21 protein-coding genes and 3 pseudogenes are annotated in these 23,186 nt (G+C 60.0%); 6 read left to right on the forward strand and 18 right to left on the reverse strand.

Features of this window, described 5'->3' with window-relative positions; translation table 11 throughout:
* Positions 1-342: 342 nt before the first annotated feature.
* From SERRSCBI_RS13480 to lysM, 4 genes are all read right to left on the reverse strand, one after another.
* A complete protein-coding gene (locus tag SERRSCBI_RS13480; RefSeq protein WP_042784761.1) occupies positions 343-1,284 on the reverse strand; it encodes a pirin family protein in 942 nt (313 codons plus the stop codon).
* Between the two features lie 106 nt (positions 1,285-1,390).
* Positions 1,391-1,555 carry a hypothetical protein gene (locus SERRSCBI_RS24925; protein ID WP_162837199.1) on the reverse strand — a complete coding sequence of 55 codons (165 nt, stop codon included), beginning with the start codon at positions 1,553-1,555 and terminating at the stop codon, positions 1,391-1,393.
* A gap of 23 nt (positions 1,556-1,578) precedes the next feature.
* Entirely contained in the window at positions 1,579-1,734 is a 156-nt protein-coding gene (locus SERRSCBI_RS24930; protein ID WP_162882310.1) for a hypothetical protein, read from the reverse strand.
* Between the two features lie 262 nt (positions 1,735-1,996).
* Positions 1,997-2,443, reverse strand: a complete 447-nt coding sequence (lysM, locus tag SERRSCBI_RS13485) for a peptidoglycan-binding protein LysM (protein ID WP_016927389.1) — start codon at positions 2,441-2,443, stop codon at positions 1,997-1,999.
* A gap of 226 nt (positions 2,444-2,669) precedes the next feature.
* Between lysM and SERRSCBI_RS13490 the strand changes: the two genes are divergently transcribed.
* Both SERRSCBI_RS13490 and SERRSCBI_RS13495 read left to right on the forward strand, forming a co-directional pair.
* A complete protein-coding gene (locus SERRSCBI_RS13490) occupies positions 2,670-2,861 on the forward strand; it encodes a YebW family protein (protein ID WP_004934567.1) in 192 nt (63 codons plus the stop codon).
* A gap of 121 nt (positions 2,862-2,982) precedes the next feature.
* Positions 2,983-3,207, forward strand: coding sequence for a biofilm development regulator YmgB/AriR family protein (locus SERRSCBI_RS13495; RefSeq protein ID WP_033643403.1), 225 nt, complete (start codon positions 2,983-2,985; stop codon positions 3,205-3,207).
* 82 nt (positions 3,208-3,289) lie between these two features.
* On the opposite strand, the gene ompC is transcribed toward SERRSCBI_RS13495, so the two are convergent.
* From ompC to SERRSCBI_RS13525, 6 genes and pseudogenes are all read right to left on the reverse strand, one after another.
* Positions 3,290-4,372 carry a porin OmpC gene (ompC, locus tag SERRSCBI_RS13500; RefSeq protein ID WP_033650925.1) on the reverse strand — a complete coding sequence of 361 codons (1,083 nt, stop codon included), beginning with the start codon at positions 4,370-4,372 and terminating at the stop codon, positions 3,290-3,292.
* Positions 4,373-4,940: 568 nt separating this feature from the next.
* The gene (gene astE, locus SERRSCBI_RS13505; protein ID WP_042784763.1) at positions 4,941-5,924 is read right to left on the reverse strand and encodes a succinylglutamate desuccinylase; all 984 of its coding nucleotides are present in this window, start codon (positions 5,922-5,924) and stop codon (positions 4,941-4,943) included.
* Between the two features lie 10 nt (positions 5,925-5,934).
* Positions 5,935-7,274: pseudogene (gene astB, locus SERRSCBI_RS13510) on the reverse strand (N-succinylarginine dihydrolase).
* Between the two features lie 52 nt (positions 7,275-7,326).
* Positions 7,327-8,798: pseudogene (gene astD / locus SERRSCBI_RS13515) on the reverse strand (succinylglutamate-semialdehyde dehydrogenase).
* Positions 8,798-9,832, reverse strand: a complete 1,035-nt coding sequence (gene astA / locus SERRSCBI_RS13520; protein WP_004934585.1) for an arginine N-succinyltransferase — start codon at positions 9,830-9,832, stop codon at positions 8,798-8,800. Before astA ends, astD begins: the two are co-directional and overlap by 1 nt.
* 52 nt (positions 9,833-9,884) lie before the next feature.
* Complete coding sequence (locus SERRSCBI_RS13525; protein ID WP_042784764.1) at positions 9,885-11,099, reverse strand: aspartate aminotransferase family protein; 1,215 nt, start codon at positions 11,097-11,099, stop codon at positions 9,885-9,887.
* Between the two features lie 676 nt (positions 11,100-11,775).
* Between SERRSCBI_RS13525 and SERRSCBI_RS13530 the strand changes: the two genes are divergently transcribed.
* Positions 11,776-12,750, forward strand: a complete 975-nt coding sequence (locus SERRSCBI_RS13530; RefSeq protein WP_033643407.1) for an alpha/beta hydrolase — start codon at positions 11,776-11,778, stop codon at positions 12,748-12,750.
* Between the two features lie 2 nt (positions 12,751-12,752).
* Here SERRSCBI_RS13530 and SERRSCBI_RS13535 read toward each other — a convergent pair.
* The 6 genes and pseudogenes from SERRSCBI_RS13535 to SERRSCBI_RS13560 form a co-directional block, all read right to left on the reverse strand.
* Positions 12,753-13,722 (reverse strand): annotated as a pseudogene (locus SERRSCBI_RS13535) (ABC transporter ATP-binding protein).
* Positions 13,712-14,698, reverse strand: a complete 987-nt coding sequence (locus tag SERRSCBI_RS13540) for an ABC transporter ATP-binding protein (protein ID WP_042784765.1) — start codon at positions 14,696-14,698, stop codon at positions 13,712-13,714. Before SERRSCBI_RS13540 ends, SERRSCBI_RS13535 begins: the two are co-directional and overlap by 11 nt.
* A complete protein-coding gene (gene opp4C / locus SERRSCBI_RS13545; RefSeq protein ID WP_042784767.1) occupies positions 14,695-15,645 on the reverse strand; it encodes an oligopeptide ABC transporter permease in 951 nt (316 codons plus the stop codon). The genes SERRSCBI_RS13540 and opp4C overlap by 4 nt, the downstream gene beginning before the upstream one ends.
* Before the next feature lie 4 nt (positions 15,646-15,649).
* Positions 15,650-16,606 (reverse strand): ABC transporter permease, encoded by a 957-nt coding sequence (locus tag SERRSCBI_RS13550; RefSeq protein WP_004934604.1) that lies wholly within the window; start codon positions 16,604-16,606, stop codon positions 15,650-15,652.
* Positions 16,607-16,654: 48 nt separating this feature from the next.
* Positions 16,655-18,343: an ABC transporter substrate-binding protein gene (locus SERRSCBI_RS13555; RefSeq protein WP_042784769.1), complete on the reverse strand. Its 1,689-nt coding sequence runs from the start codon at positions 18,341-18,343 to the stop codon at positions 16,655-16,657.
* A 154-nt stretch (positions 18,344-18,497) separates the two neighbouring features.
* Complete coding sequence (locus SERRSCBI_RS13560; RefSeq protein WP_042784770.1) at positions 18,498-19,916, reverse strand: PLP-dependent aminotransferase family protein; 1,419 nt, start codon at positions 19,914-19,916, stop codon at positions 18,498-18,500.
* A 144-nt stretch (positions 19,917-20,060) separates the two neighbouring features.
* Here SERRSCBI_RS13560 and SERRSCBI_RS13565 point away from each other — a divergent pair, with 144 nt between their 5' ends.
* From SERRSCBI_RS13565 to SERRSCBI_RS24160, 3 genes are read left to right on the forward strand one after another with little or no spacing between them, the layout of a single operon-like run.
* On the forward strand, positions 20,061-21,461 hold the full coding sequence (locus SERRSCBI_RS13565; RefSeq protein WP_042784772.1) for a cytochrome ubiquinol oxidase subunit I: 1,401 nt from the start codon (positions 20,061-20,063) through the stop codon (positions 21,459-21,461).
* Between the two features lie 2 nt (positions 21,462-21,463).
* Positions 21,464-22,471, forward strand: a complete 1,008-nt coding sequence (gene cydB / locus SERRSCBI_RS13570; RefSeq protein ID WP_033650915.1) for a cytochrome d ubiquinol oxidase subunit II — start codon at positions 21,464-21,466, stop codon at positions 22,469-22,471.
* Between the two features lie 14 nt (positions 22,472-22,485).
* Complete coding sequence (locus SERRSCBI_RS24160; protein ID WP_071845133.1) at positions 22,486-22,638, forward strand: DUF2474 domain-containing protein; 153 nt, start codon at positions 22,486-22,488, stop codon at positions 22,636-22,638.
* Positions 22,639-22,647: 9 nt separating this feature from the next.
* Here the strand turns inward: SERRSCBI_RS24160 and SERRSCBI_RS13575 are convergent, their stop codons facing one another.
* Positions 22,648-22,914: a hypothetical protein gene (locus SERRSCBI_RS13575; RefSeq protein WP_033643416.1), complete on the reverse strand. Its 267-nt coding sequence runs from the start codon at positions 22,912-22,914 to the stop codon at positions 22,648-22,650.
* On the reverse strand, positions 22,911-23,135 hold the full coding sequence (locus SERRSCBI_RS13580; RefSeq protein ID WP_025303190.1) for a hypothetical protein: 225 nt from the start codon (positions 23,133-23,135) through the stop codon (positions 22,911-22,913). The genes SERRSCBI_RS13575 and SERRSCBI_RS13580 overlap by 4 nt, the downstream gene beginning before the upstream one ends.
* Between the last annotated feature and the right edge of the window lie 51 nt (positions 23,136-23,186).

A 23,186-nucleotide genomic window follows, 5' to 3' on the forward strand; every position in this document is an offset into this window, starting at 1 on the left:
GAAGCGGGTTTATGCAGGAGTCATTTTTTGAGGTTAGTGTAATACGGCAACCAACAATGCCGCGACAGAGACCCAAAACAGCGCCGTGGCAACCACGACATGGGACAGTCTTGCTCGATAAAGAACCTGGCTCATAATGACCTCACTGACATCAGACTAACGGGAGACAACCTGACTTCCTGAGGATTATCCTAATCTTCTTCCGTTTATCATTATATGCGTCAGATCACTATTTCGTTGAGAAACTTTATATTGTCGTGAAGCTGGAGCCGCGATCACATTTATTGCGCGTTATTAGAGCGAAATAAGTCGAATAATCTCGGCGATTATATCCTAACGCTATCAAACTTCGCTCCACGGCAGGCGTGGCGCGACCATGCGCTCACCGGAATAACCGCTGACCGCCGGAAAACGATCCGTTTCCTGCTCCCACTCGCGCTGAGCCTGAATAATTTCCGCTTTGGTATGGCCAACGAAGTTCCACCAGATAAGGATCTCTTCATTTAACGGCGCTCCACCGATTAATAATCCCCGGCTGCCCTTCTCTGCATTTAACTCAATAGAGTTATTACCCATGCCTAAATAGGCGAATGCATCAGGTGAAAATGTTTCACCATTAAGTTCAAATGCACCAATCAGGGGCAAAAAGCCGATTTCATAATCACCGCGCAGCGGCAATTGCGCCGTCGCCGCCTCTTGCCATTCCATATCAATGGCGATTAATGGCGAAAGAGTAAACACCGGTGAACGATAAGCGCCAAATTCCCCGACCAGCAAACGGTGATTCACGCCGTTATTCCGCCACTGCGGCAAATCGGGATAATGATCGAATCGCGGCGCCATGTCGGCATATTCGGCCGGCAACGCAATCCACAATTGTGCGGCGTGCAGTCGTCGGTCCTCGCCCACCGACTGTTCCGTATGCGCGATGCCGTGCCCTGCGGTCATCAGATTGACCTGCCCCGGACGGATCAACTGTTCGCTGCCGAGGCTATCGCGGTGCAGCACCTCACCCTCGATCATCCAGGTAAAGGTTTGCAGACCGGTGTGCGGATGCGGCCCTACGTCCATGCCGGGCGCGGTGCCGTTGAATACCGTCGGGCCGGCGTGATCGAGAAAACACCAGGCGCCGACGGTGCGCCGCTCCCGGGTTGGCAACGCGCGCTTGATAGGAATACCGCCCACTTCGGCATTGCGCACGGCAATGCGCTGGATCTGGCGCGCGCCGTCAACGACAGGGCACTCGCGTGAGGGTGAAAAGCGCGCAGGACGGGACTGACTCATCGCAAAGACCTCCTGAATGGCGCCGATTCGCCAAGGATAATCGCCCCAGCTTAGCACAGGACAACGCCCCCTGGAGAGCGACGACGCTCAGCCGCGCTCACGCGGATTAAGGTGTTTTGATGTAGCAGCTTTTAATATCGATATCGTCGTGGGCATGCCTGAGATCGGAGAAATAAGTCACTCCGAAGAGAATCGACACGACCAGCAGTACAGAAACCAACAGGCCGATAATCGCCAACAGTTTGGTTTCATCGTGGAGATTGGGCTCCATTTTCTCTCCCCTAGTTAATGACGTCAGGTCAGCCACAGCGTGACCGCCAACGTAAAAATGATCAGTGAGCAGGACGCAATCGCCAAAACGACGATCGCAAATTGCGCATCACCCAAGGTTTCTCTGTAGTTTTTATCCGTCAAGGCGTTACGCTGCTGTTTCACTAAATCGGCTTTCACTCGTTCAACTGCTGCATTGCTGTTTGATGGGGCAAGACACCCCCTCAGAATGGGGGAGCGAAATCCCCCTTCGGCTGCTCAGTCCGCAACCGGGCCATGACGCTACCAACTTTCCCCCCAGGGTCAACACCGCCGCCGCGGGCCGGCGAGCGCAGGCACACGGTATGTGTAACTTTTATTTAGAGGGAAGGGAAATAAGAGATGCTTATAGCGGAGGCAAAAAAAAGCCCGGCACATCGCCGGGCCAGGGGAGACAGAGGCGTTATTGCGGGATACGCAGCACCTGTCCCGGATAGATCTTGTCCGGGCTCGACAGCATCGGCTTGTTGGCTTCGAAAATTTTGTTGTAGAGATTGGCGTTACCGTACATCTCTTTGGAGATTGCGCTCAGCGTATCGCCCTTCTTCACGGTATAGAAGCGGCTCTCGGCGTCGGATTGCGCTACCGCCACCTTGTCTTCCACACCGCTGATGCCCGCTACGTTGCCAATCGCCACCAGAATCTTCTCTTTCAGCTCCTGGCTGACGGCATCGCCGGTCACCACCGCTTTCCCATCGACCACCTGCACATCGACTTTGTCGGTGCCCGGCAGGCCGCTCTTATCGAGATGCTCCTTGAGTTTGGCGCTTTGATCTTCGGCGGAGGCATTGCCGGTGACTGTGTCCCACAGTTTTTCGCCCGCTTCTTTGACAAAGTTAAACAAGCCCATATTCACTCCTTTTGATGGTTGCACTAATGCGTTGATGTAAGGCTTGTTAAGCTTAGCATCGTCAAAAGGATCTGCCATCCGCTCTCGCCCCCAGAAACGGCTGGAGAATTCCGAAAGTGCCGTCTGCGGCGCCTCATTGGCGTTTTATCGCGCAATGATGCTGAAAAATCGCGCTTTTTTACCTACACTGTTGCAGACAAGGCGGCTCGACGAAGGAGGCTGCAAGATGTACGCATTGGTGATGTTTGTCTGTTATCTGGATGGCGGCTGCAGTGAAATGGTGGTGGACATATTGCGCGACGAACCGCAATGCCTGGTGGCAATGAAGGAACAGAACCTGCGTCACGCCGGCTGTTATCCCATGGAAGAATTTATTGACGGTTTCTGGTTGCCGGCCAGCGAATACTCGGATTTTTGATCCCCTCCCCGCCTGATGCTGAGGAATTTCTGATTTCATCGGAAACTGCATCTTCCTCCGAGGCATAAGGCCGCTGTTTTGTTAAATTGCGGCTCCCGAAGAAGAAAGACAGAGAAAGGTCATGTCAGCATCGGCTCATTCCAACGAGCAATATGAAATTCTGCTGCGCAACGTCAGCCTGGCGTTAGGCGACGCAGTGTTGCAGTTAATCAAAAACCATAAAAAGGTATCCGGCGGCAATATTCTTTCGCAGCTGGTGACAGAGATAGAGCGAGAGCAGGATCAGCAGCGGTTTGCCGCGCTGCGTTCGGCCATCGAGCTGGTGGGGTTGGCGCCAAAAGGCTGAGCGCGCGATACAAACGAAGGCAGGGCTTGCGCCCTGCCTGATTACCGATCCCGACACAGGATGAGGGTAATGGAATTGCAGCTTAGAAGCGGTAGGTTAGGTTGACGGCAACGATGTCGTCAGTGCTCAGCTTCAGTTTGTTGTCGTCGTTCAACTGGTTGATCTTGTAGTCGACGTAGGTGTACATGTTTTTGTTGAAGTAGTAAGTCGCGCCCACTTCCACGTATTTCACCAGATCGACGTCGCCAATCCCTTCAATATCCTTGCCTTTTGACTGCACGTAGGCCAGAGACGGACGCAGACCGTTTTCGAACTGGTACTGGGCCACAACTTCGAAGTTCTGCGTTTTGTTGGCGAAGCCGGAGACGCCATTGCCGCTGATCGGCGTCATGTTGCGGGTATCGGCATACATGGCCGCCAGATAGACCTGGTTGGCGTCATATTTGATTGCGGTGGTCCAGGCAGTGGCCTTGTCGCCTTTACCGTACTGCAACGCTTTCTGAGCGCTGGTACGGTTGGAATCAGAGAACGCCGCCGCGACGCCGATGCCGGTGCCGCCGATGTCTTGATAGTCCAGAGACATGCCGTAACCGTCGCCGTTTTGCTTGGTCACGCTGCGGCCGTCACCGTCGTTTTTACCCTGGTACTGCAACGCCAGGTTCAGGCCTTCCACCAAACCGAAGAAGTCACGGTTGCGGTAGGTCGCCAGGCCGTTGGAGCGCGCGGTCATGTAGTTGTCGGTGTAGCTGTAGGAGTCGCCGCCGAATTCCGGCAGCATGTCGGTATAAGCTTCGGCGTCGTACACCACGCCGTAGTTACGGCCGTAGTCGAACGAGCCATAGTTGGCGAACTTCAGGCCGGCGAAGCCCAGACGGGTTTTGGTGCCGGTGGTGCCCTGCGCTTCATCGTGGTTGGCCTGAACGTTGTATTCCCACTGGCCGTAACCGGTCAGCTGATCGTTGATCTGGGTTTCGCCTTTAAAGCCCAGACGAACATACGTTTTATCTCCGTCTTCACTTTTATCTTTACTGAAAACGTGTTTGGCCGAAACGCGGCCGTACAGGTCGAGTTTATTGCCATCTTTATTGTAGATTTCAGCCGCGTTGGCGAAGGAGGTGACCGCCCCGAGGGCGACAGCTAAGGCTAATACACTGCGTTTCATCATTTATTTTCCTAGATATTATAATTAAAACCCTGCCCGTCACGCCCAATTTATAATTTGGGCTGTGATTTTATCTTTTGGTATTTTATGAGCTCCCCTAATGCTGGGGTGATGTGACATTAGCATCATGAATCAAAACTTAAAATCAAAAAGTTCATGAAACAACGAGGAGAAAGCATGTTTATTTGTAACCATATATTTCAAAAAAGAGAATGCATAACCCATTGAATATAAGAAATTTTTATCACATAACTTATAACCAAAACGGTGCAACGCACCAATTTAGTGCATTTTGGTTTCGTTTTGCGTGCTTTCTGCGCGATTCAAAAGTAACAACAAGATTAGCATGGTTATTAAAAACGTTACTTATTTCACATTTTTATCTTAACAAAGTCACCAGGCAATTAAGGCTTTCCGATAACGGCTGAACACGGCCTTTATTCATTCACGTAAAGAAATCCCTATGGGACGAATAAAATTCGATTTATGGCCATTTAAATAGCGGGAAATAGCAGATTAAAATAATGAAAGGAATAAACGGCAGCGCGCTGACGGCGCCGCCGAGGATAAATCAATACAACGTAGAACGGGAAACTTCGCTCAACAGCATGCCGGCGCGCAGGCCCAGCGCCACAGTGGGGTTAGGAAACAGTATCCACGCGCCCTCTTCGCCAACGCGATACTCCTCCTGCGGCTGCTCGCACAGCAACATCCCCGGTTTCAACTCAGTGAAGTTGGCGGTGTCATCATCCAGATGCAGCTTGAAATCCTCGCTGTGTTTGATCAACGAGTGCATCACACGGAATACCCGGATCGCCTCGCCCGCGCGCTCCGGCAACGGCCCCTCGCTGACCGCCGCCCGCAGAGCGCGATCGATGGCGGCGAACTGCTGCAGATCGTTGCTGCCGAACGGCCGCGCCTTGCCCAGCTCGAGCGTACAGCTCGCCGCATTGAGATGCTCGCTGGAATAGTGGCTGAAAGTCCCGCCCGGCGCACTGTGTACCACCAGCGCATCCAGATCGGCGGCATCCAGCAGCTTTAGCATCGGTTCGCTGTACGGGCGCTTCTGGAAGGGCAAAATGCCAAAGCGCGGCAAATGCGACTCGCGAATGGCGGTGTGCAGATCGTAATGGAAACGCGCCGCCTGTTCGCCATCAAAAAAAGCGGCGAGCGTGCGCTCCAACTGCTGGGCGCGCGCGGTTTCCCCGCTGGCGGCGAAGTTGCGGTAGCGGCCGCCGAACATGCGGTTCATGTCGCTGTGCAGATAGCGCTTGCCCGCCCGCATCGCCGCCGGGTTGCCCAGCACCACCAACAGCCGCACCGCCAGCGGCAAGCGGCCGCTCAACAGATCGCCGATTAACTGATTGAGCAGTTCAATCGGCGCGGTTTCGTTGCCGTGTACGCCCGCCGACACCACCAACGCCTGGCGATAACGCTGCCGCGGCGTGAGCTCCAACACCCCTTCCCCCAGCCAACGCCAGCGCAGCTGCGGCGTTTCGCCCTGCCATTCGGCGGGTTCTTTCCCCTCCAGCGTCAGGGGCAGTAGATCGATCATGCAGCCTCCCTTATCGTTGGAACGGATAGATGGACCCGAGACCGAGGATCGACGTCAGCGAATCCAACGCCTCGCGCCCTTCGCGCAGCAGCAGCGGATCGGCCAGGTCATCCTGCGTCAGGCGATCGCGGTAATGACGATCCACCCATTCGTTCAGCGTCGCGAACAGCCGATCGTTCATCATGACGCGTGGATTCACCGCCCGCAGCTCTTGATCGTTGAGCGCCACCCGCAGCCTCAGGCAGGCCGGGCCGCCGCCGTTGCGCATGCTTTCGCGCAGATCGAACACGCGGATTTCATCAATCGGGCCGCCGCTGCCGACCATCTCGTTCAGATAACGCCACACGCCGGCATGCTGGCGCGACTCTTCCGGCACCACGATCATCATCTTGCCGTTCGGCTTGGTGAGAATTTGGCTGTTGAACAGATAAGTCGCCACCGCGTCCGCCACCGAGACGCGCTCCGTCGGCACTTCGATCGCCACCAGTTCGCTGTCCAGCGTCGCCATCTTGCGGCGCACTTCATCCAGCGCCTGTTGCTGGCGGTAAAACGCCTGCTGGTGGTGGAACAGCACGTTCTGGTTGCTGACCGCAATCACGTCGTTATGGAACACGCCCTGGTCGATCACCGCCGGATTTTGCTGCACGAAGACCGTATGCTGCTCGTCCAATTGGTGCAGCCGAGCGATCGCCTCACCGGCTTCGCGCGTCTGGCGCGCAGGATAACGCGCCGGCGCCGTTTCGCCGCCAAACTCCTGGCGACCGTAAACGAACACCTGCACGCTGCGCCTGGCATAATCGCCGCCCAGCCGGTTATGGTTGGCCGCCCCTTCGTCCCCGAACAACGCCACCTGCGGCAGCGCTTCATGGTGGGCGAAATGCCGGTCGTCGTTAAACATCGCCCGCAAAACGTCGGTGGTCGTTTCCGCTTCAATGGCGCGGTGGAATTTATTGTTCAGGTTGGCGGCGGTGAAATGCACCTTGCCGTCTGCACTGTCCGCCGAGGGGACACCGTGGCCGCATTGGCGGTCCACATGCAGGACGCCGAACTGAGCGCCGACAGCAAACGCGGCGATTGACGCATCGCCTGCGCCAGCACCGCCTCATCGCTGCCGCTGAAACCCAGGCGACGCAACATCGGCAAATGCGGCCGCTCCTGCGGCGGCAATACCCCTTGCTGGAAACCGAGATCGGCCAGCGCCTTCATTTTCAGCAGCCCCTGCTTCGCCGCCAGCTGCGGGTTCGATACGCTGTTTTGATGCTGCGTAGAGGCCTCGTTACCGAACGACAGCCCGGCATAGTGGTGCGTTGGCCCCACCAAACCGTCGAAATTGACTTCATATCCTGACATGGCTATCCCCTGGGGATGGCCTGCGGCGACGCCATGACGCCGCCGCAGACGATTAACGGAACGACAAGCCCGGCGAGAGCGTCGCCGGCAGCGACAGGCTTTCGCTTTCCAGCGACGCCATCGGCCAGGCGCAATAGTCCGCCGCATAGAAGGCGCTTGGGCGATGGTTGCCGGAAGCCCCACGCCGCCGAACGGCGCCGCGCTGGACGCCCCGGTCAACGGCTTGTTCCAGTTGACGATGCCGGCGCGCGCTTCCAGCAGCAGCCTCTCGAACAGCTCACGCTGCGGCGAGACCAATCCCACCGACAGGCCGTAGCGCGTTTGGTTGGCGAGCCGCAGGGCCTCGTCGAAATCGCGGTAACGCACGATCGTGGTCAACGGCCCGAAGTACTCTTCGTCCGGCACACCGGCCACGCCGGTCAGCTCGATGATGCCCGGGCTGAGCAGCGAACTGCCCGGCTCCAGCAGACGCATGGCCAGCAGCGATTTACCGCCCAGCGCCAGCAAGCGCTGCTGCGCTTTCAGCATGTTTTCCGCCGCGGCCGCCGACACTACGCCGCCCATGAACGGCTGCGGTTCGGCATCCCAACGGCCGACGCGCAGCTCGCCCGCCACCTGAACCAAACGCGCGATAAAGGCGTCGCCTTCCGCCCCCTGCTTAACCAAAATGCGGCGTGAACAGGTGCAGCGTTGGCCGGCGGAGATAAACGCCGACTGGATAGCCAGGTTGACCGCCGCGTCGCGATCCTCGAAACCATCGACGATCAGCGCGTTGTTGCCGCCCATCTCCAGCGCCAGGATCTTCTCCGGCTGCCCCGCCAATTGGCGATGCAGGTGGTAACCGGTGCCGGCGCTGCCGGTGAACAACAGGCCGTCGATATCCGCACTGGCGGCCAGCGCCTCGCCGGTTTCCCGGCCACCCTGCACCAGATTGATCACCCCGTCCGGCAGACCGGCCTTCAGCCACAGCTTCAGGGTCTCCTCGGCGGTCAGCGGCGTCAGCTCGCTCGGCTTGAACACCACGCAGTTTCCGGCCAGCAGCGCCGGCACGATATGGCCGTTCGGCAGATGGCCGGGGAAGTTGTAAGGCCCGAACACCGCCAGCACGCCGTGCGGGCGATGGCGCAGCACCGAAGCGCCGTCGGCCATCGCCGTCTGGCTAAAGCCGGTGCGCGCCTGATAGGCCTGCAGTGAAATGCCCACCTTGCCGATCATCGCCTGAATTTCGGTCAGGGTTTCCCAGCGCGGTTTGCCGGTCTCGCGGCTGATGGTTTCCGCCAGCGACTGTTTATGTTCTTCCAGCAAAGCGGCGAAGCGTTTCACCAGCTGTTCACGCTGCTCGAACGGCGTACGCGCCCAGCCGGGGAATGCGGCGCGCGCGGCTTCGCAGGCGGCGGCGACGTCATCGGCGTCGGCGGCGTTGGCGCGCCACAGCGGCTGATTGCCGACCGGATCGGCCTTGCCGAACCCCGCGCCGCGGCCCTGCCGCCAGACGCCGTTAATCAACAGTGCAGGATGGGACATCATGCTTTCTCCTGTGCAATAAGGGGGAGTACCCGCACCGGGCTGCCCTGCTCGACGCCGAGCGCCGCAGCGGTGGCGGCGTTGATATGCAGGCGGTCGTCATACAGATCGGCATTGACCAACAGTGCGCGGTAATTCTGATAGTTGTCGTTGGCGACCAGATGGACCGGCGCATCGGCGCGCATCGGCGTGTCATCCAGCACCACTTTGACCAGGCGGCTCTGCTTCACCGCACGGATGTGGTCGATTTCGGCTTCCAGCGTCGGGCCACCGTCGAAGATATCGACGTAGCCCTGATAACTCAGGCCTTCCGCCTCCAGCAGGCGGCGCGCCGGCAGGGTTTGCGGGTGCACTTCACCGATCACCTTCTGCGCGTCTTCGGCCAGGAAATCGACATACAGCGGATGTTTCGGCATCAGTTCGGCGATAAACGCTTTTTGTCCGGTGCCGCTCAGGTAGTCCGCCTTGGCGAACTCGATGGAGAAGAAACGGTGGCCGACGCTCTCCCAGAACGGCGAACGGCCGTTTTCATCGGAGAAACCGCGCATCTCGGCGATCAGACGGCGGGAGAAGCGTTCACGGAACGCGGCGATAAACAGGAAACGCACCTTCGACAGCAGCTTGCCGTTCTCGCCGTGACGATAGTCCGGATCGAGGAACAGCGTGCACAGTTCCGAATGCCCGGTATGGTCGTTGCTGAGGAACAGCGTCGGCACCGATTTATAGACGTTCAGCTGTTTGGAAGCGTGCACCTGCGTGCCGACGCGGAAGCTGTACCAGGGTTCCGCCAGGCCGACGGCCACTTCGATCGCGCAGACCCCCACCGCCTGCCGGCGCTCGCTGTCTTCCAACACGAACAAATAACACTGGTCACTTTGCGGAAGTTCGCCTTGCCAGGTTTTTAACGCCCGCTCAATGCGTGCCGACAGGGTATCTTCATTTTGCGGCAGCGACGTGAGACCGATACCGGATTTGCCGGCAAGCGTCAGCAAATCCGCCAAATCGCGGCGCTCTATAGGGCGAATAATCATCATAATGCGAACCTCTTCTGAATCAGGCTGCGCCGATGAAGGCGCAGCCCGCTGATTAGCTGCAAATGCGCGCCACGGCGCGCGCGAATCGCGCCAGCCCCTCTTTCACATCCTGCTCAGGGATGATCAGCGACGGCGTGAAACGCACCACGTCCGGGCCGGCGATCAGCGCGATAACGCCTTCTTCGTTGGCCAGTTGGGTGATCTGCTTCGCTTTGCCGGCATAGTCTTTCTTCAGTTGGCAGCCGATCAGCAAACCGCCGCCGCGAATCTCGGCGAAGATCGGATACTGACGGTTGATGTCGTTCAACCCGTCGATGAACCACTGGTGGCGCTGCGTGACGCCTTCCAGCACTTCCGGGGTATTGATGATGGAGAACACTTCCCCCGCCACCGCCGTCGCCAGCGGGTTGCCGCCGTAAGTGGTGCCGTGAGTGCCGACGCCCAGCGTTTTCGCCAGCGCATCGGTGGTCAGCATGGCGCCGATCGGGAAGCCACCGCCCAGCGCTTTCGCGGTGGTCAGCACGTCCGGCACCACGCCGTACTGCATATAGGCATACAGGTGGCCGGTGCGGCCGACGCCGGTCTGCACTTCGTCGAAGATCAGCAGCGCGTTATGGCGATCGCACAGTTCACGCAGCCCCTGCAGGAAACTGGCTTCCGCCGGCAGCACGCCGCCTTCGCCCTGGATAGGCTCGACGATCACCGCGCAGGTGCGATCGTTGATAAGCTCGGCCGCTGCGGCCAGATCGTTATACGGCGTATGGGTGATACCGCCCGGCAGCGGCGCAAAGTCCTGCGAATATTTTGGCTGGCCGCCGGCGGACACGGTAAACAGCGTACGGCCGTGGAACGCGTTGTTGAACGCCACAATCTGATCTTTACCGGCGCCGTGCTGGTCGTGCGCATGTTTGCGCGCCAGTTTCAGCGCCGCTTCGTTGGCTTCTGCGCCCGAGTTACAGAAAAACACCTTGTCGGCGAACGTGGCGTCGATCAGTTTTTTGGCCAGGCGCAGCACCGGTTCGTTGGTATAGCCATTGCCCAGATGCCACAGTTTGCCCGCCTGCTCCACCAGCGCCGCCTTGACCGCCGGGTGCGCATGGCCCAACGCGTTAACCGCGATGCCGCCGGCGAAATCGATGTAAGACTTACCCTGTTGATCCCACACCTGCGATCCTTCACCCCGCACCAGAATAAAATCGGCAGGGGCATAAACCGGGACCATCCAGTCATCGAAAGACTGGCGGGTAACTGCGATTGGCTGTTCCATAGTGACCTCATAATCTCAGCAAAGGCTGAATTTTGACTGTAAGGACCGCGCAAGCCCGGCTAGGCCGCCACAATGCAAAAAAAACCGCTGTTCAAAACCGACTTTCCCGGCGGAGAAAATGCTGTCTCTCACCGCTGATTTAGAAACAAATCTGTTACATAAAATCGGTTTTTCACTATTTATGGCGCTTATCCGGTCCCTGAGCGGGGAGTAAATGTTAACGAGCAGTTAAAATACATGTCGTTTGATAAAGAGTGTAGAGCAGCTATCGTGCCAAAACGGGATTTTTGCCGGATTTTGCTATTTTTTACGTTAAAACAACGGCTTATAATGCATATTTATTCATTTTATATGCATTTGCAATGCATAATTTAAAAAATAAGGCCTAAAATCATCATTGCTCGCGAAATCCTATTCAATTGCGAAAAACTTCAGGATTTCTGATCGCGCTCGCAAAAATAATTTCATCCGATTTGCTCGCCATCACACTTTTTGCCCCAACCCGGTGCAGCGCTGCGCCAGGATCGGGCAATGCGGCGACGAAACGCCTATTCCATCGGCAGCACCCCGGAAAACGAACCGCGCCGATCGCCGCCGGCCGTGGCTCCCGCTTTATGCGCCAACGACTACACTGTGATTCTGACCGCACTTTTTCTTCTGCGCACAAGGAGTCACCATGCCCAAACGAACCGTCGATCTCAGCCGGCCTCTCCTCCAGCACGACATCCGCGCGTTTCTCGAGACGCTGAATGCCGCCGGCGGTAAACCTATGGAACAAATGAAGCCCAAAGAGGCGCGCAGAGTTTTGGAAGCGGCGCAGCGCAGCGTAGACGTGCCGCTGCGCGAGGTGGAGATCAGCGAGAAAACCATTCACGTAGAGGGCCAGGATATTCTGCTGCAGCTGGTGCGGCCGGCCAGGGTCAAGGAGACATTGCCGGTATTCATGTTCTTTCACGGCGGCGGCTGGGTGCTGGGCGATTTTCCCACCCATGAACGGCTGGTGCGCGATCTGGTTTACAGCTCCGGCGCGGCGGCGGTGTTCGTCAACTACCCCCGCTCACCGGAAGCGCACTATCCGCAGGCGATCAATCTGGCTTACGCCGCCACGGAATGGGTGGCCGAATATGGCGAAAAAATCAACGTCGACGGTTCACGGCTGGCGGTGGTCGGCAACAGCGTCGGCGGCAATATGGCGGCGGTGGTCAGCCTGATGGCCAAAGAGAAAGGCCTACCGGCATTGCGTTGCCAGATCCTGCTGTGGCCCGTTACGCACGCCCATTTTGATACCGATTCCTATCATCAGTTCGCCGAAGGCCATTTCCTGACCCGCAATATGATGAAGTGGTTTTGGGACAGCTATGCGCCCGATAAGGCGCAGCGCAAAGACATCTACGCCTCGCCGCTCAACGCTACGCCGGAACAGCTGCGGGGCTTGCCGCCGGCGCTGGTGCAGACCGCCGAACTGGACGTGCTGCGCGATGAGGGCGAAGCCTACGCGCGTCTGCTCGACGCCGCCGGCGTCGAGGTCACCTCCACCCGCTACAACGGGCTAATCCACGACTACGGCCTGTTGAACCCGCTCGCCCACGTCCCGGCGGTGCATTCGGCGATCCACCAGGCCGGGCGCGCGTTGAAACACTACCTGTCCTGACGCTAACAGACCAGGTGGCAAGCCACCTGATGACCGGGCGCCACGCTGCGCAGCTGCGGCGCCTGTTCGCGGCACTGCGCCGTGGCCAGCGGGCAGCGGGGATGGAAACGGCAGCCGCGCGGCGGGTTGGCGGGGTTCGGCGGCTCGCCGCCGGCCACCCCACGCCGGCGCGCGTTGCGCATCCAGCGTCGGCACCGCCGCCAACAAGGCCTGCGTGTAGGGATGCAGCGGTTGGCGGAACAGCGAATCGCGATCGGCGCTCTCAACGATCTGCCCCAGATACATCACCGCCACATCCTGGCACAGATGCTCCACCACGCCGAGATCGTGCGAGATAAACAGCAGCGTCACCCCCTGCCGCTCCTGTAAATCGGAAAACAGATTGATGATCTGCGCCTGAATCGACACGTCGAGCGCCGATATTGGCTCATCGGCGACGATAAATTCCGGTTGCAGGATCAACGCGCGCGCAATGCCGATACGCTGCCGCTGGCCGCCGGAAAACTCATGCGGAAACCGCCCATAATGCTGTGAGGACAACCCGCAGATCGCCAGGGTATCGAGCACCCGTTCGCGCAGTTCCGCCTTGCTCGCCAGGCCGTGTTGCAACAGCGCTTCCCCAATGGCGTCGCCCACGCGCAGACGCGGATTCAGCGAGCTGTAAGGATCCTGAAACACCAGCTGCATTTTCGGCCGCAGGGCGCGCAACGCGTCCTTGCTCAGGCCGTCCAACGCCTGCCCTTTGAACAGCACCTCGCCGGCGGTTTTGTCGTGCAGGCCGAGCAGCGTGCGGCCAACGGTGGTTTTGCCGCTGCCGGACTCACCCACCAGCCCGAAAACGCGGCCCTTGCGAATGCTGAAGCTGACGTCGTCCACCGCCTTCAGTTGGCCGGTGGTGCGCCCGAACAGCCCGTCGCGCAGCGGAAAATATTTCTTTAACCCCTTTACCTCCACCAAAGGTTCAGTCGACATACGGATGCCCTCCGGCATTGAGAAAACAGGCGGACTGACGCTGACGGGAGCCGTACAGCGGCGGAATGCCGTCGCGGCAGCGAGCGGAGGCCTGCGCGCAGCGCTCGGCGAAAGCGCAATGCTCCGGCAGCCGCGCCAGATCCGGCACCTGACCGGGAATGGAGTACAAGCGGCGTCGCCGCTGCCCCGGCACCGGCCGCGAAGCGATCAGCCCCTGCGTATAGGGATGCCTCGGCTCGTCCAGCACTTCCCGGGTCGTTCCCTGCTCGACGACGCGCCCGGCGTACATCACCGCCAGCCGATCGGCCATCTGGGCGATCACCCCGAGATCGTGGGTGATCAAGATCATCGCCATGTTGTGTCGCCGGCTCTGCTCACGCAGCAACGCCAGGATCTGCGCCTGCACCGTAACGTCGAGCGCCGTAGTCGGTTCGTCGGCGATCAGCAGCGCCGGCCGGCACCCGATCGCCATGGCGATCATCACGCGCTGCAGCATGCCGCCGGAAAGCTGATGCGGATAGCAGCGCATCAGCGCCTCCGCGCGCGCCAACCCCACTTCCGTCAAGAGTTGAATCGCCTGGCGCCAGGCCGCTTTCGGCGACAGGGTCAGGTGGCGAATCAGCGGCTCCACCAGCTGTTCGCCAAGGGTCAACACCGGATTCAGCGCGCTCATCGGCTCTTGAAAGATCATCGCCAGCCGGTTGCCGCGCAAATCGGCCATCTTGGGTGCCCGCAGCGACAGCAGGTTTTGCCCTTCAAAGCGAATCTCACCGCCGTCTATCTGCGCCAGCGGCTGCGGCAACAGCCCCATCAGCGCCATGGCGGTCACGCTTTTGCCGCAGCCCGATTCGCCGACGATCCCCAGCGTTTGCCCTGCCTGCAGTTCAAGACTGACCTGCTGCACCGCCCGCACCGGCCCCTGCTCGCCATGAAACGACACCGACAGCCGGTCGAACGCCACCAGCGGTTGACTCATCGTTTTACCCCGCTCATTTTCGGATCGAGCGCGTCCCGCAGGCCGTCGCCCAAGATGTTGATCGCCACCACGGTGACGAAGATCGCCAGCCCCGGCGGCATCCACAGCCAGGGGCGGCGCTGAAAGTCGATCAGGCTATTGGCGGCGTCCATCATGTTGCCCCACGACGGCGTCGGCGGCACCACGCCCAGCCCAAGGTAGCTCAACGCCGACTCGCTGAGGATGGCATTGGCCACCGCCATGGTGGCGACCACCACCAAAATCGGCACGGTATTGGGCAATAGATGGCCGAAGAGGCGCCGCCGAGTGGAGAGCCCCAGCACTTCGGTGGCCAACATGAAATCCCGCTCGCGCAGCGACAGGATCTGGCCGCGCACCAGCCGCGCCAGCGACGGCCAGCCCAGCAGGCTCAGCATGATCATCACCATGTAGATACGGTAGTCCGGCGACACGTCGAGTTCGGTCAGCATCGCCCCCATGATGATCAGCAGCGGCAGGCCGGGAATGGTCATCAACAGATCGGCGAAGCGCATGATCAACCGATCCGCCACGCCCCCCAGATAACCGGCGAACGCCCCCAGCACATAACCCAGCGTCACCGACAGCAGCATCGACACCAGGCCGATGGTCAGCGATATTCGCCCCGCCAGCAGCAGCCGGGTGCAAATATCGCGGCCGAGAAAGTCGGTGCCCAACCAATGCGCGCCGCTCGGCGCCTGATTGATGTTCAGCACATCGCCGGCGTCGTCAGGCCACGGCGACAGCGACGGCCCAATCAGGCACAGCAGCGCCAACAGCACCAGCAGCGCCAGCGAGATCATCGCCGGTCGGTGGCGGCGCAGACGGCGCCAGGCCTGCGCGGCGGGCGGCGGAGACAGCTGCGCCAGCGCCGGCAACTGCGCCTCGCGCCAGCGGCGACGGCGCCCGAAAAACAGCGTTACCCACATCGTGTTACCTCAAGCGAATGCGTGGATCGGCGTAGGCGTACAGAATGTCCGCCAGCAGATTGCCGAGAATGGTCAGCGCCGCCAGAAACAGCGTGAACCCCATCAATACCGGATAATCGCGCGCCGCCAGCGAATCGATATGGATATGCCCGGCGCCCGGCCAGTTGAAGATTTTTTCGGTGATCAGCGCGCCGGAGAACAATCCCGGCAGCTCGAACCCCAGCAGGGTAATGATCGGCAACAGCGCATTGCGCAGCGCGTGTTTGAGGATCACCGTTTTCTCCCTGAGCCCTTTGGCGCGCGCGGTGCGGATATAGTCCATGCGGATCACCTCCAGCATGCTGGCGCGAAAATAGCGCGTCAGGCTGCCGGCCTGCAGCATCACCAGCGCCAGCACCGGCAACAGCAGGTGCGCCGCCACCTCCAGCGCCCAGGCCAGCCCGCTCGCTTCGCTGCCGGTGCGCAACATGCCGCCCGCCGGCAACCAGTGCAGATCGACGGCGAACCATTTGATCAGCAACAGGCAAAGGAAAAACGTCGGAAACGACATGGCGGCGAACACCGCCACGGTGATCAGATGATCGAACAGCGAATAGGGTTTCATCGCCGAGATCACTCCCACCGCCAGCGCGATGCCCCAATACAGCACCATCGCCACCGCCGCCAGCAGGAACGAGTTCCAGATGTATTGATTCAGCAGCGTGCTGACCGGGATCTGATACTGCAGCGAGAAGCCGAGATCGCCCTGCAACAGCCGGCCAAGCCAATGAAGGTAACGGCTGAACAAGGGCTGATCCAACCCATACAGCGCCCGCAGCTCGGCGGCGCGTTGCGCGGTCAGGTTGATATTGCCGTCGATAAAGTCGCCGGGCGCCAGGGCGAAGATGCAAAAAATCAGCAATGAAGCCAGCAACAGCATCGGGATAGTCTGCAACAAACGGCGCAGGATAAAATTTCTCATCGCGAATTCCATCGCCGCCGCCCGGAATGGCGCGGCGGCATCGGGGCGTTACGGCGCCGGTTTGACGTTCGGCAGGCTGCCGACCAGTCCGTTGTAGATATCCGGTTTAAAGCCGGTGACGCGCGCGCTGCTGGCGCTCAAGATTTCGCGGTTGCCGAGCAGGATCACCGGCGGATCGTCCGCCAGCACCTGATACAGCTGATGGTACAGCGGCTTACGCTGCGCGATATCCAGCGTGGCATTGGCTTTGGCGATCAGCGCGTCCACCTGCGGGTTGTGGTAGCCGGTCTCGCTCTCGCGGCTGATGAAGTCGCGTACGCCGTCGTGCGGATCGTTCAGCGTGCTGGTGCTGAGAGACGCCAGGTCGTAATTGCCCGCCTTGCGCTGCGCCAGCAGCGCGTTGAAATCCAATACCTGCGGTTTCAGCACCACGCCGAGCCGGCGGTAGTTATCCTTGGCGATCGGCACCAGCGCGTCGTTGATCAGCTTTTTGGTCACCAGTAGCGTCAGCTCCAGCTTTTTACCGTCTTTCTGCCGGATGCCGTCAGCGCCCACCTGCCAGCCTGCCTCGTCCAACAGCTTTTTGGCCTTATCGAGATCGTAAGCGTAAGGATTGATGCCGTTGGCGTCGTAAGCCCAGGAGATCGGCGAAATCGGCTGGTTGGCGACCTTGCCGTACCCTTGGTACACCACGGCGATCAGTTTTTGCCGATCGAGGCCGTAGATCAGCGCCTGACGCACCCGCTTGTCCTGCAGCGCCGGGCGTCTGAGGTTGAAATCAACCCGGCTGTAATCGCTCGAGCTGTAAAGGTTGATATTGGCGAAACCGAGCAGCTTGAGCTGTTCGATATCGTCCGGCTTGGCGGTAAAGGCGTCGTAGTCGGTCTCACCGGTCTGGAACAGCTGGAAGTTGGTGGCCGGGTTGGTGACGCGATAGATAAAGCGCGCCATCGGCGGCGGGCCGAGGTAGAAGTTCGGGTTGGCGTGGAAGCGGATTTCCTGCCCCGGCACGTACTTGTCGTAAATGTAGGGGCCGTTGCCGAGCGGCTTGCCGTTCAAGGCGCGCACGCCGTCGAGCTTGCCGCGCTGATAGTCTTTGCCGTAGTAAGCCCGCGACAATACCGGCCCGCCAATCAGTTGCAACGTGGTCGCGCCCGGTTGGGTGGTGACGATCTGAATGGTGCGATCGTCGATCACCTTCAGCCCGCTGATGCCGGCCGCGGTGCCGTTTTTATACTCGGCGCCGCCCTGAATGTGCGCCGGCGTGATATCGGTATCGCCGTCATAGGCCGGGTCATGCAGCAGCGTCAGGGTAAAGGCGATATCGTCGGCCTTCAGCGGCGAGCCGTCGCTGTAGACCAGATTCGGCCGCAGCTTGATGGTGTAGGTCAGATTATCGGGGCTGACCTGCCAGGACTCCGCCAGGCGCCCTTCCGGTTTGCCCTGGCTGTCCAGGCCGATCAGCCGGCTGAAGATCACGTCGGTCACGTTCTCGTCCCAGCCGTTGGTGAACAGATACGGATTGAAAATCCCCTGCGGCTCCGAGATGCCCGCCACGACGGTATCTTTGCGCAGTTTGGCGGCGGCCGGCACCCGAGCGGCGTCGCTGGCCGGCGTAATGCCTTCGGCCAGCGTTTCCGCCTGCGCGCCGGCGCTCAGCCCCAGCGCGCAGACCAACGCCAGCGGCGTCAGCCGATAGCGCAACAGTTTGTTTAGCTTATTTTTTATTCCACTCACCCACTGCCCCTCGTCTACCCGTTGATAAAAATGTGACAAAATTTATCGCAGAGTAATGGGCGGCCGGAGGGCTGTCTAACAACGAAACCGGCATTCCATTACCGAAAAAAGCATTATGAATTTTTCTGGGGCGAAGCGGCGGGAAAAACGCGATTCAGCCGGCCGCCGCCAGCCCCCGGATAAGTTTAGCTAAGGTTTTTATCGCCTCTTCAAAGCGGTCATTCCATTCAAATGAGGCGTTGAGACGGAAGCAGTGGTTGAAATGGTCGCCGGTGGTGAACATGCGCCCCGGCGCGATGCTGATGCCCCGTGCGAGTGCGCGCCGGTACAGCTCCATCGACGACAGCGCCGGGTCGAGTTCCAGCCACAGGAAATACCCGCCGTCGGGCTGACTGACTTTCACCGTCGGCGGAAAATGGTGGGCGATCGCCTGACGCATTGCGCTTTGGCGCTGGGCCAGCAGGCGGCGCAGCCGCCGCAGATGGGTGTCGTAGCCGCCGTGCAGCAGATAATCCGCCAGCGCCATCTGGGTCGGCACGCTGGTGGAAACGGTGCTCATCAGCTGCAAACGCTGGATCTGTTGCGCATAACGCCCCGCCGCCACCCAGCCGACGCGAAAGCCCGGCGCCAGACATTTGGAAAATGACGAGCAGTGCAGGATCTGGCCGCCGCTGTCGAGCGCCTTCGCCGGCAACGGCCGTTCGGCGCTGAAGTACAGCTCGCCGTAGACATCGTCTTCGATCAGCGAGATCTGCCGTTCGCGCAGCAGCGCCACCAGACGCTGCTTGTTGGCCTCCGGCAGGGTGGCGCCCTGCGGGTTCTGGAAGTGGGTCATCAGCCAGCAGGCTTTGATCGGATACTGCTCCACCGCCTGCTGCAACGCGTCCAGATCGATACCGTCCTGCGGATGCGTGGCGATCGCCACCGCCTTCAGCCGCAGCCGTTCCAGCGCCTGCAGCGCGCCGTAAAACGCCGGCGACTCGATCGCCACATAGTCGCCCGGTTGGGTCACCGCCTGCAGGCTGAGGCTGAGCGACTCCATCGCCCCGGCGGTGATAACGATCTCGTCCGGCGCGACCTGCATGCCGCTCAGCGCATAGCGTTGGGCAATGTGCCGTCGCAGCGCGTCGTTGCCCGGCGGCAGGTTGACCAGCGAACTGTGCGGCGTGAACTTGCGCGCTACGCTGCTCAGCGCCCGCGCCAGCTTCGGCTGGGCGAACAGCGTGGCGTCGGGAAACGCCGAACCGAAAGGGACGATGTCCGGATCCTTGCAGGCCTGCAGCACATCGAAAATAAAGGCGTTGATGTCCACCTGTTCGCTCAGCAGCAGTTTCTCGCCGCGCGAAGGCTGCGGCAGCGGCTGCGGGCGCGCCGCCACATAGTAGCCCGACTGCGGCCGGGCGACGATCCACCCCTGGCTCTCCAGCAGTTGATAAGACTGCACCACCGTCATCAGGCTCAATCCGGCGCGTTTGCCGCTCTCGCGCAGCGAAGGCAGCTTGTCGCCCGCCCGCCACACCCGGTTCTGGATCTGTTCTCTAATCTGCTGCGCAAGCTGCTCGTATCGGGTCATAACCATTAACTGTTATATGAAAAAGTAAAATAACTGTCACTATTATAGGCACTGTACTCCGTGCTTAACTTAACGCCAAGCATTTCACATAAAAATGACAGCTATACTCAAGAGGTTAATTTATGTTCAACCCTAGGAGGCGCCATGCTGGGTCTTGATGCACTGGAACTTGCCAGAATACAGTTCGCCTTCACCGTGTCTTTCCATATCATTTTCCCCGCCATCACCATCGGTTTAGCCAGCTATCTGGCGGTGCTGGAAGGATTATGGTTGAAAACGCACAATGAAGCCTATCGTGAGCTTTATCACTTCTGGTCAAAGATTTTCGCCGTTAACTTCGGCATGGGCGTGGTATCCGGGCTGGTGATGGCTTACCAGTTCGGCACCAACTGGAGCTTCTTCTCCGAGTTCGCCGGCAGCATTACCGGGCCGCTGCTGACTTATGAAGTGCTGACCGCCTTCTTCCTCGAAGCCGGTTTCCTCGGCGTGATGCTGTTCGGCTGGAACCGCGTCGGCCCCGGCCTGCACTTCTTCGCCACCTGCATGGTGGCGCTCGGCACGCTGATCTCCACCTTCTGGATCCTGGCCTCCAACAGCTGGATGCAGACCCCGCAGGGGCATGAGATCATCAATGGCCAGGTGGTGCCGGTCGACTGGCTGAAGGTCATCTTCAACCCGTCCTTCCCGTACCGCCTGCTGCACATGTCCACCGCCGCCTTCCTCTCCTCGGCGTTCTTCGTCGGCGCGTCCGCCGCCTGGCATCTGCTGCGCGGCCGCGACACGCCGGCGATGCGCAAGATGCTGTCGATGGCGATGTGGATGGCGCTGATCGTCGCGCCGGTGCAGGCGCTGATCGGCGATGCGCACGGCCTGAATACGCTGAAACATCAGCCGGCGAAGATCGCCGCCATCGAAGGCCACTGGGAAAACCCGCTGGGCGAAGCCACGCCGCTGATCCTGGTCGGTTGGCCGGACATGCAGCGTGAAGAGACCCGCTTCAAGCTGGAAGTGCCCTACCTCGGCAGCCTGATCCTGACGCACAGCCTGACCGAGCAGGTGCCGGCGCTCAAATCGTTCCCGCCGGAAGATCGCCCCAACTCCACCGTGGTGTTCTGGTCGTTCCGCATCATGGTCGGGCTGGGCATGCTGATGATCCTGGCCGGGGTGTGGAGCCTGTGGCTGCGCTGGCGCGGCGGGCTCTATCAGTCGCGTCCGTTCCTGTATTTCATCCTGTGGATGGGCCCTTCCGGGCTGCTGGCGCTGCTGGCGGGCTGGTTCACCACCGAGATAGGCCGCCAGCCGTGGGTGGTGTACGGCCTGCTGCGCACCAAGGATGCGGTGTCCGCGCACGGCGATCTGCACATGAGCATCAGCCTGCTGGCGTTCATCATCGTCTACTGCTCGGTGTTCGGCGTGGGCTACTCCTACATGATGCGCCTGATCCGCAAAGGGCCGCAGCCGCATGAACACCAAGAAGACAATACCGAGGGCCGCCCGGCGCGTCCGCTGTCCGCGGTCAACGACACTCTGGACGACAGGAGCTGAACATGGGTATCGATCTTCCGCTGATTTGGTTTGTCATCATCGTGTTCAGCACCATGATGTACGTGGTGATGGACGGTTTCGATTTGGGCATCGGCATTCTGTTTCCGTGGGTGAAGGCGAGCGGCGACCGCGATCTGATGATGAACACCGTCGCCCCGGTGTGGGACGGCAATGAGACCTGGCTGGTGCTGGGCGGCGCGGCGCTGTTCGGCGCCTTCCCGCTGGCCTACTCGGTGATCCTCGACGCGCTGGCGATCCCGCTGACGCTGATGCTGATCGGGCTGATTTTCCGCGGCGTGGCCTTCGAGTTTCGCTTCAAGGCGACGCCGGAGAAGCGCCATATCTGGGATAAAGCGTTCATCTGGGGCTCTCTCTTCGCCACCTTCAGCCAGGGTGTGGTGGTGGGCGCCGTGATCAACGGCTTCCCGGTAGAAGGCCGCACCTACGCCGGCGGCGCACTGGACTGGCTGACGCCGTTCGCGCTGTTCTGCGGGCTGGGGCTGGTGGTGACCTACGCCCTGCTCGGCTGTACCTGGCTGGTGATGAAAACCGCCGGTGACCTGCAGGCGCGCATGTATCACCTGGCGACGCCGCTGCTGGCGATCCTGCTGCTGGTGCTGGCTGCGGTCAGCATCTGGACGCCGATCGCGCATCCCGAAATCGCCGCGCGCTGGTTTACGCTGCCGAACCTGTTCTGGCTGCTGCCGGTGCCGGTACTGGTGCTGCTCAGCGCCTGGGGGATCCGGCATGGGGTGAAACGCGGCGCGCACTACTCGCCGTTCATGCTGACGCTGCTGCTGGTGTTCCTCGGCCTGAGCGGGCTTGGCATCAGCATCTGGCCGCACCTGATCCCGCCGGCCATCAGCCTGTGGGACGCCGCCGCGCCGCCGCAGAGCCTCGGCTTTATGCTGGTCGGCGCGCTGTTCATCATCCCAATCATTCTGGTCTACACCTTCTGGAGCTACTACGTGTTCCGCGGCAAGATCAGCCATGAACACGGCTATCACTGAGGAAGGAGGACGCTATGCAAGATAAAACGGCAGCCGCCGCTCCGGCGCCCTGGTGGAAACGCATCGGTTGGCTGGTGATCATCTGGAGCGCCAGCGTGCTGGGGCTGTTCGCGGTTGCCTCGCTGTTCCGCCTGCTGATGACCGCGGCGGGCATGAAGTCGCATTGACGTGACGCCTTATCTGGATGCGCTGTTGGGAAAGTAAAAAGAGACCACCAGCGTGACCAGCGGCAAGGCGCCGATCTTCACCAGCTCAAACACCTGATTCAGCGCTTCGTTTTTCTCCCAATACGCGTGGGCGGCGAATACGCCCACGCTGACCGCGAATATCCCGCACAGCACCTGGCGCGCCAGGCGCAGCCGCTCCATTTCGTCGAAGACCAAGACCTGCTCCAGATAAACCTGGCTGGCCTCATCGCGCAGATTACGGCTTTCGATGTTCATGGGAAGATCTCCACGACCCGCCCCACCGCTTCAAGCTGTTCACCCTTCTCCCGTACAATGCCAAGAGAAGTACCATCCTGTTTCATCCAGTACTTATCGGCAAGGGTAATCAGTGCAAACGCCATTTTGATTACCTCGGTTTTTTCCATCCCGTGACGCCGGGCGATATCGTTCAGATCATCATCAATTTTGTTCGATAACCGAATCGGCAAGCTGCGCATAGTCCACCTCCTGTGGCCGTTGATTCACAGAGGGAAAGTCTACTGGAAGGG

It is taken from the genome of Serratia sp. SCBI, from assembly GCF_000747565.1.
Taxonomy (GTDB): Bacteria; Pseudomonadota; Gammaproteobacteria; order Enterobacterales; family Enterobacteriaceae; genus Serratia; species Serratia ureilytica.

Coding starts and splice junctions, on each gene's coding strand:
- SERRSCBI_RS13480 (WP_042784761.1), bottom strand. CDS start 1,284: ATGAGTCAGTCCCGTCCTGCGCGCTTTTCACCCTCACGCGAGTGCCCT.
- SERRSCBI_RS24925 (WP_162837199.1), bottom strand. CDS start 1,555: ATGGAGCCCAATCTCCACGATGAAACCAAACTGTTGGCGATTATCGGC.
- lysM (WP_016927389.1), bottom strand. CDS start 2,443: ATGGGCTTGTTTAACTTTGTCAAAGAAGCGGGCGAAAAACTGTGGGAC.
- SERRSCBI_RS13490 (WP_004934567.1), top strand. CDS start 2,670: ATGTACGCATTGGTGATGTTTGTCTGTTATCTGGATGGCGGCTGCAGT.
- SERRSCBI_RS13495 (WP_033643403.1), top strand. CDS start 2,983: ATGTCAGCATCGGCTCATTCCAACGAGCAATATGAAATTCTGCTGCGC.
- ompC (WP_033650925.1), bottom strand. CDS start 4,372: ATGATGAAACGCAGTGTATTAGCCTTAGCTGTCGCCCTCGGGGCGGTC.
- astE (WP_042784763.1), bottom strand. CDS start 5,924: ATGATCGATCTACTGCCCCTGACGCTGGAGGGGAAAGAACCCGCCGAA.
- astA (WP_004934585.1), bottom strand. CDS start 9,832: ATGATGATTATTCGCCCTATAGAGCGCCGCGATTTGGCGGATTTGCTG.
- SERRSCBI_RS13525 (WP_042784764.1), bottom strand. CDS start 11,099: ATGGAACAGCCAATCGCAGTTACCCGCCAGTCTTTCGATGACTGGATG.
- SERRSCBI_RS13530 (WP_033643407.1), top strand. CDS start 11,776: ATGCCCAAACGAACCGTCGATCTCAGCCGGCCTCTCCTCCAGCACGAC.
- SERRSCBI_RS13540 (WP_042784765.1), bottom strand. CDS start 14,698: ATGAGTCAACCGCTGGTGGCGTTCGACCGGCTGTCGGTGTCGTTTCAT.
- opp4C (WP_042784767.1), bottom strand. CDS start 15,645: ATGTGGGTAACGCTGTTTTTCGGGCGCCGTCGCCGCTGGCGCGAGGCG.
- SERRSCBI_RS13550 (WP_004934604.1), bottom strand. CDS start 16,606: ATGAGAAATTTTATCCTGCGCCGTTTGTTGCAGACTATCCCGATGCTG.
- SERRSCBI_RS13560 (WP_042784770.1), bottom strand. CDS start 19,916: ATGACCCGATACGAGCAGCTTGCGCAGCAGATTAGAGAACAGATCCAG.
- SERRSCBI_RS13565 (WP_042784772.1), top strand. CDS start 20,061: ATGCTGGGTCTTGATGCACTGGAACTTGCCAGAATACAGTTCGCCTTC.
- cydB (WP_033650915.1), top strand. CDS start 21,464: ATGGGTATCGATCTTCCGCTGATTTGGTTTGTCATCATCGTGTTCAGC.
- SERRSCBI_RS24160 (WP_071845133.1), top strand. CDS start 22,486: ATGCAAGATAAAACGGCAGCCGCCGCTCCGGCGCCCTGGTGGAAACGC.
- SERRSCBI_RS13575 (WP_033643416.1), bottom strand. CDS start 22,914: ATGAACATCGAAAGCCGTAATCTGCGCGATGAGGCCAGCCAGGTTTAT.
- SERRSCBI_RS13580 (WP_025303190.1), bottom strand. CDS start 23,135: ATGCGCAGCTTGCCGATTCGGTTATCGAACAAAATTGATGATGATCTG.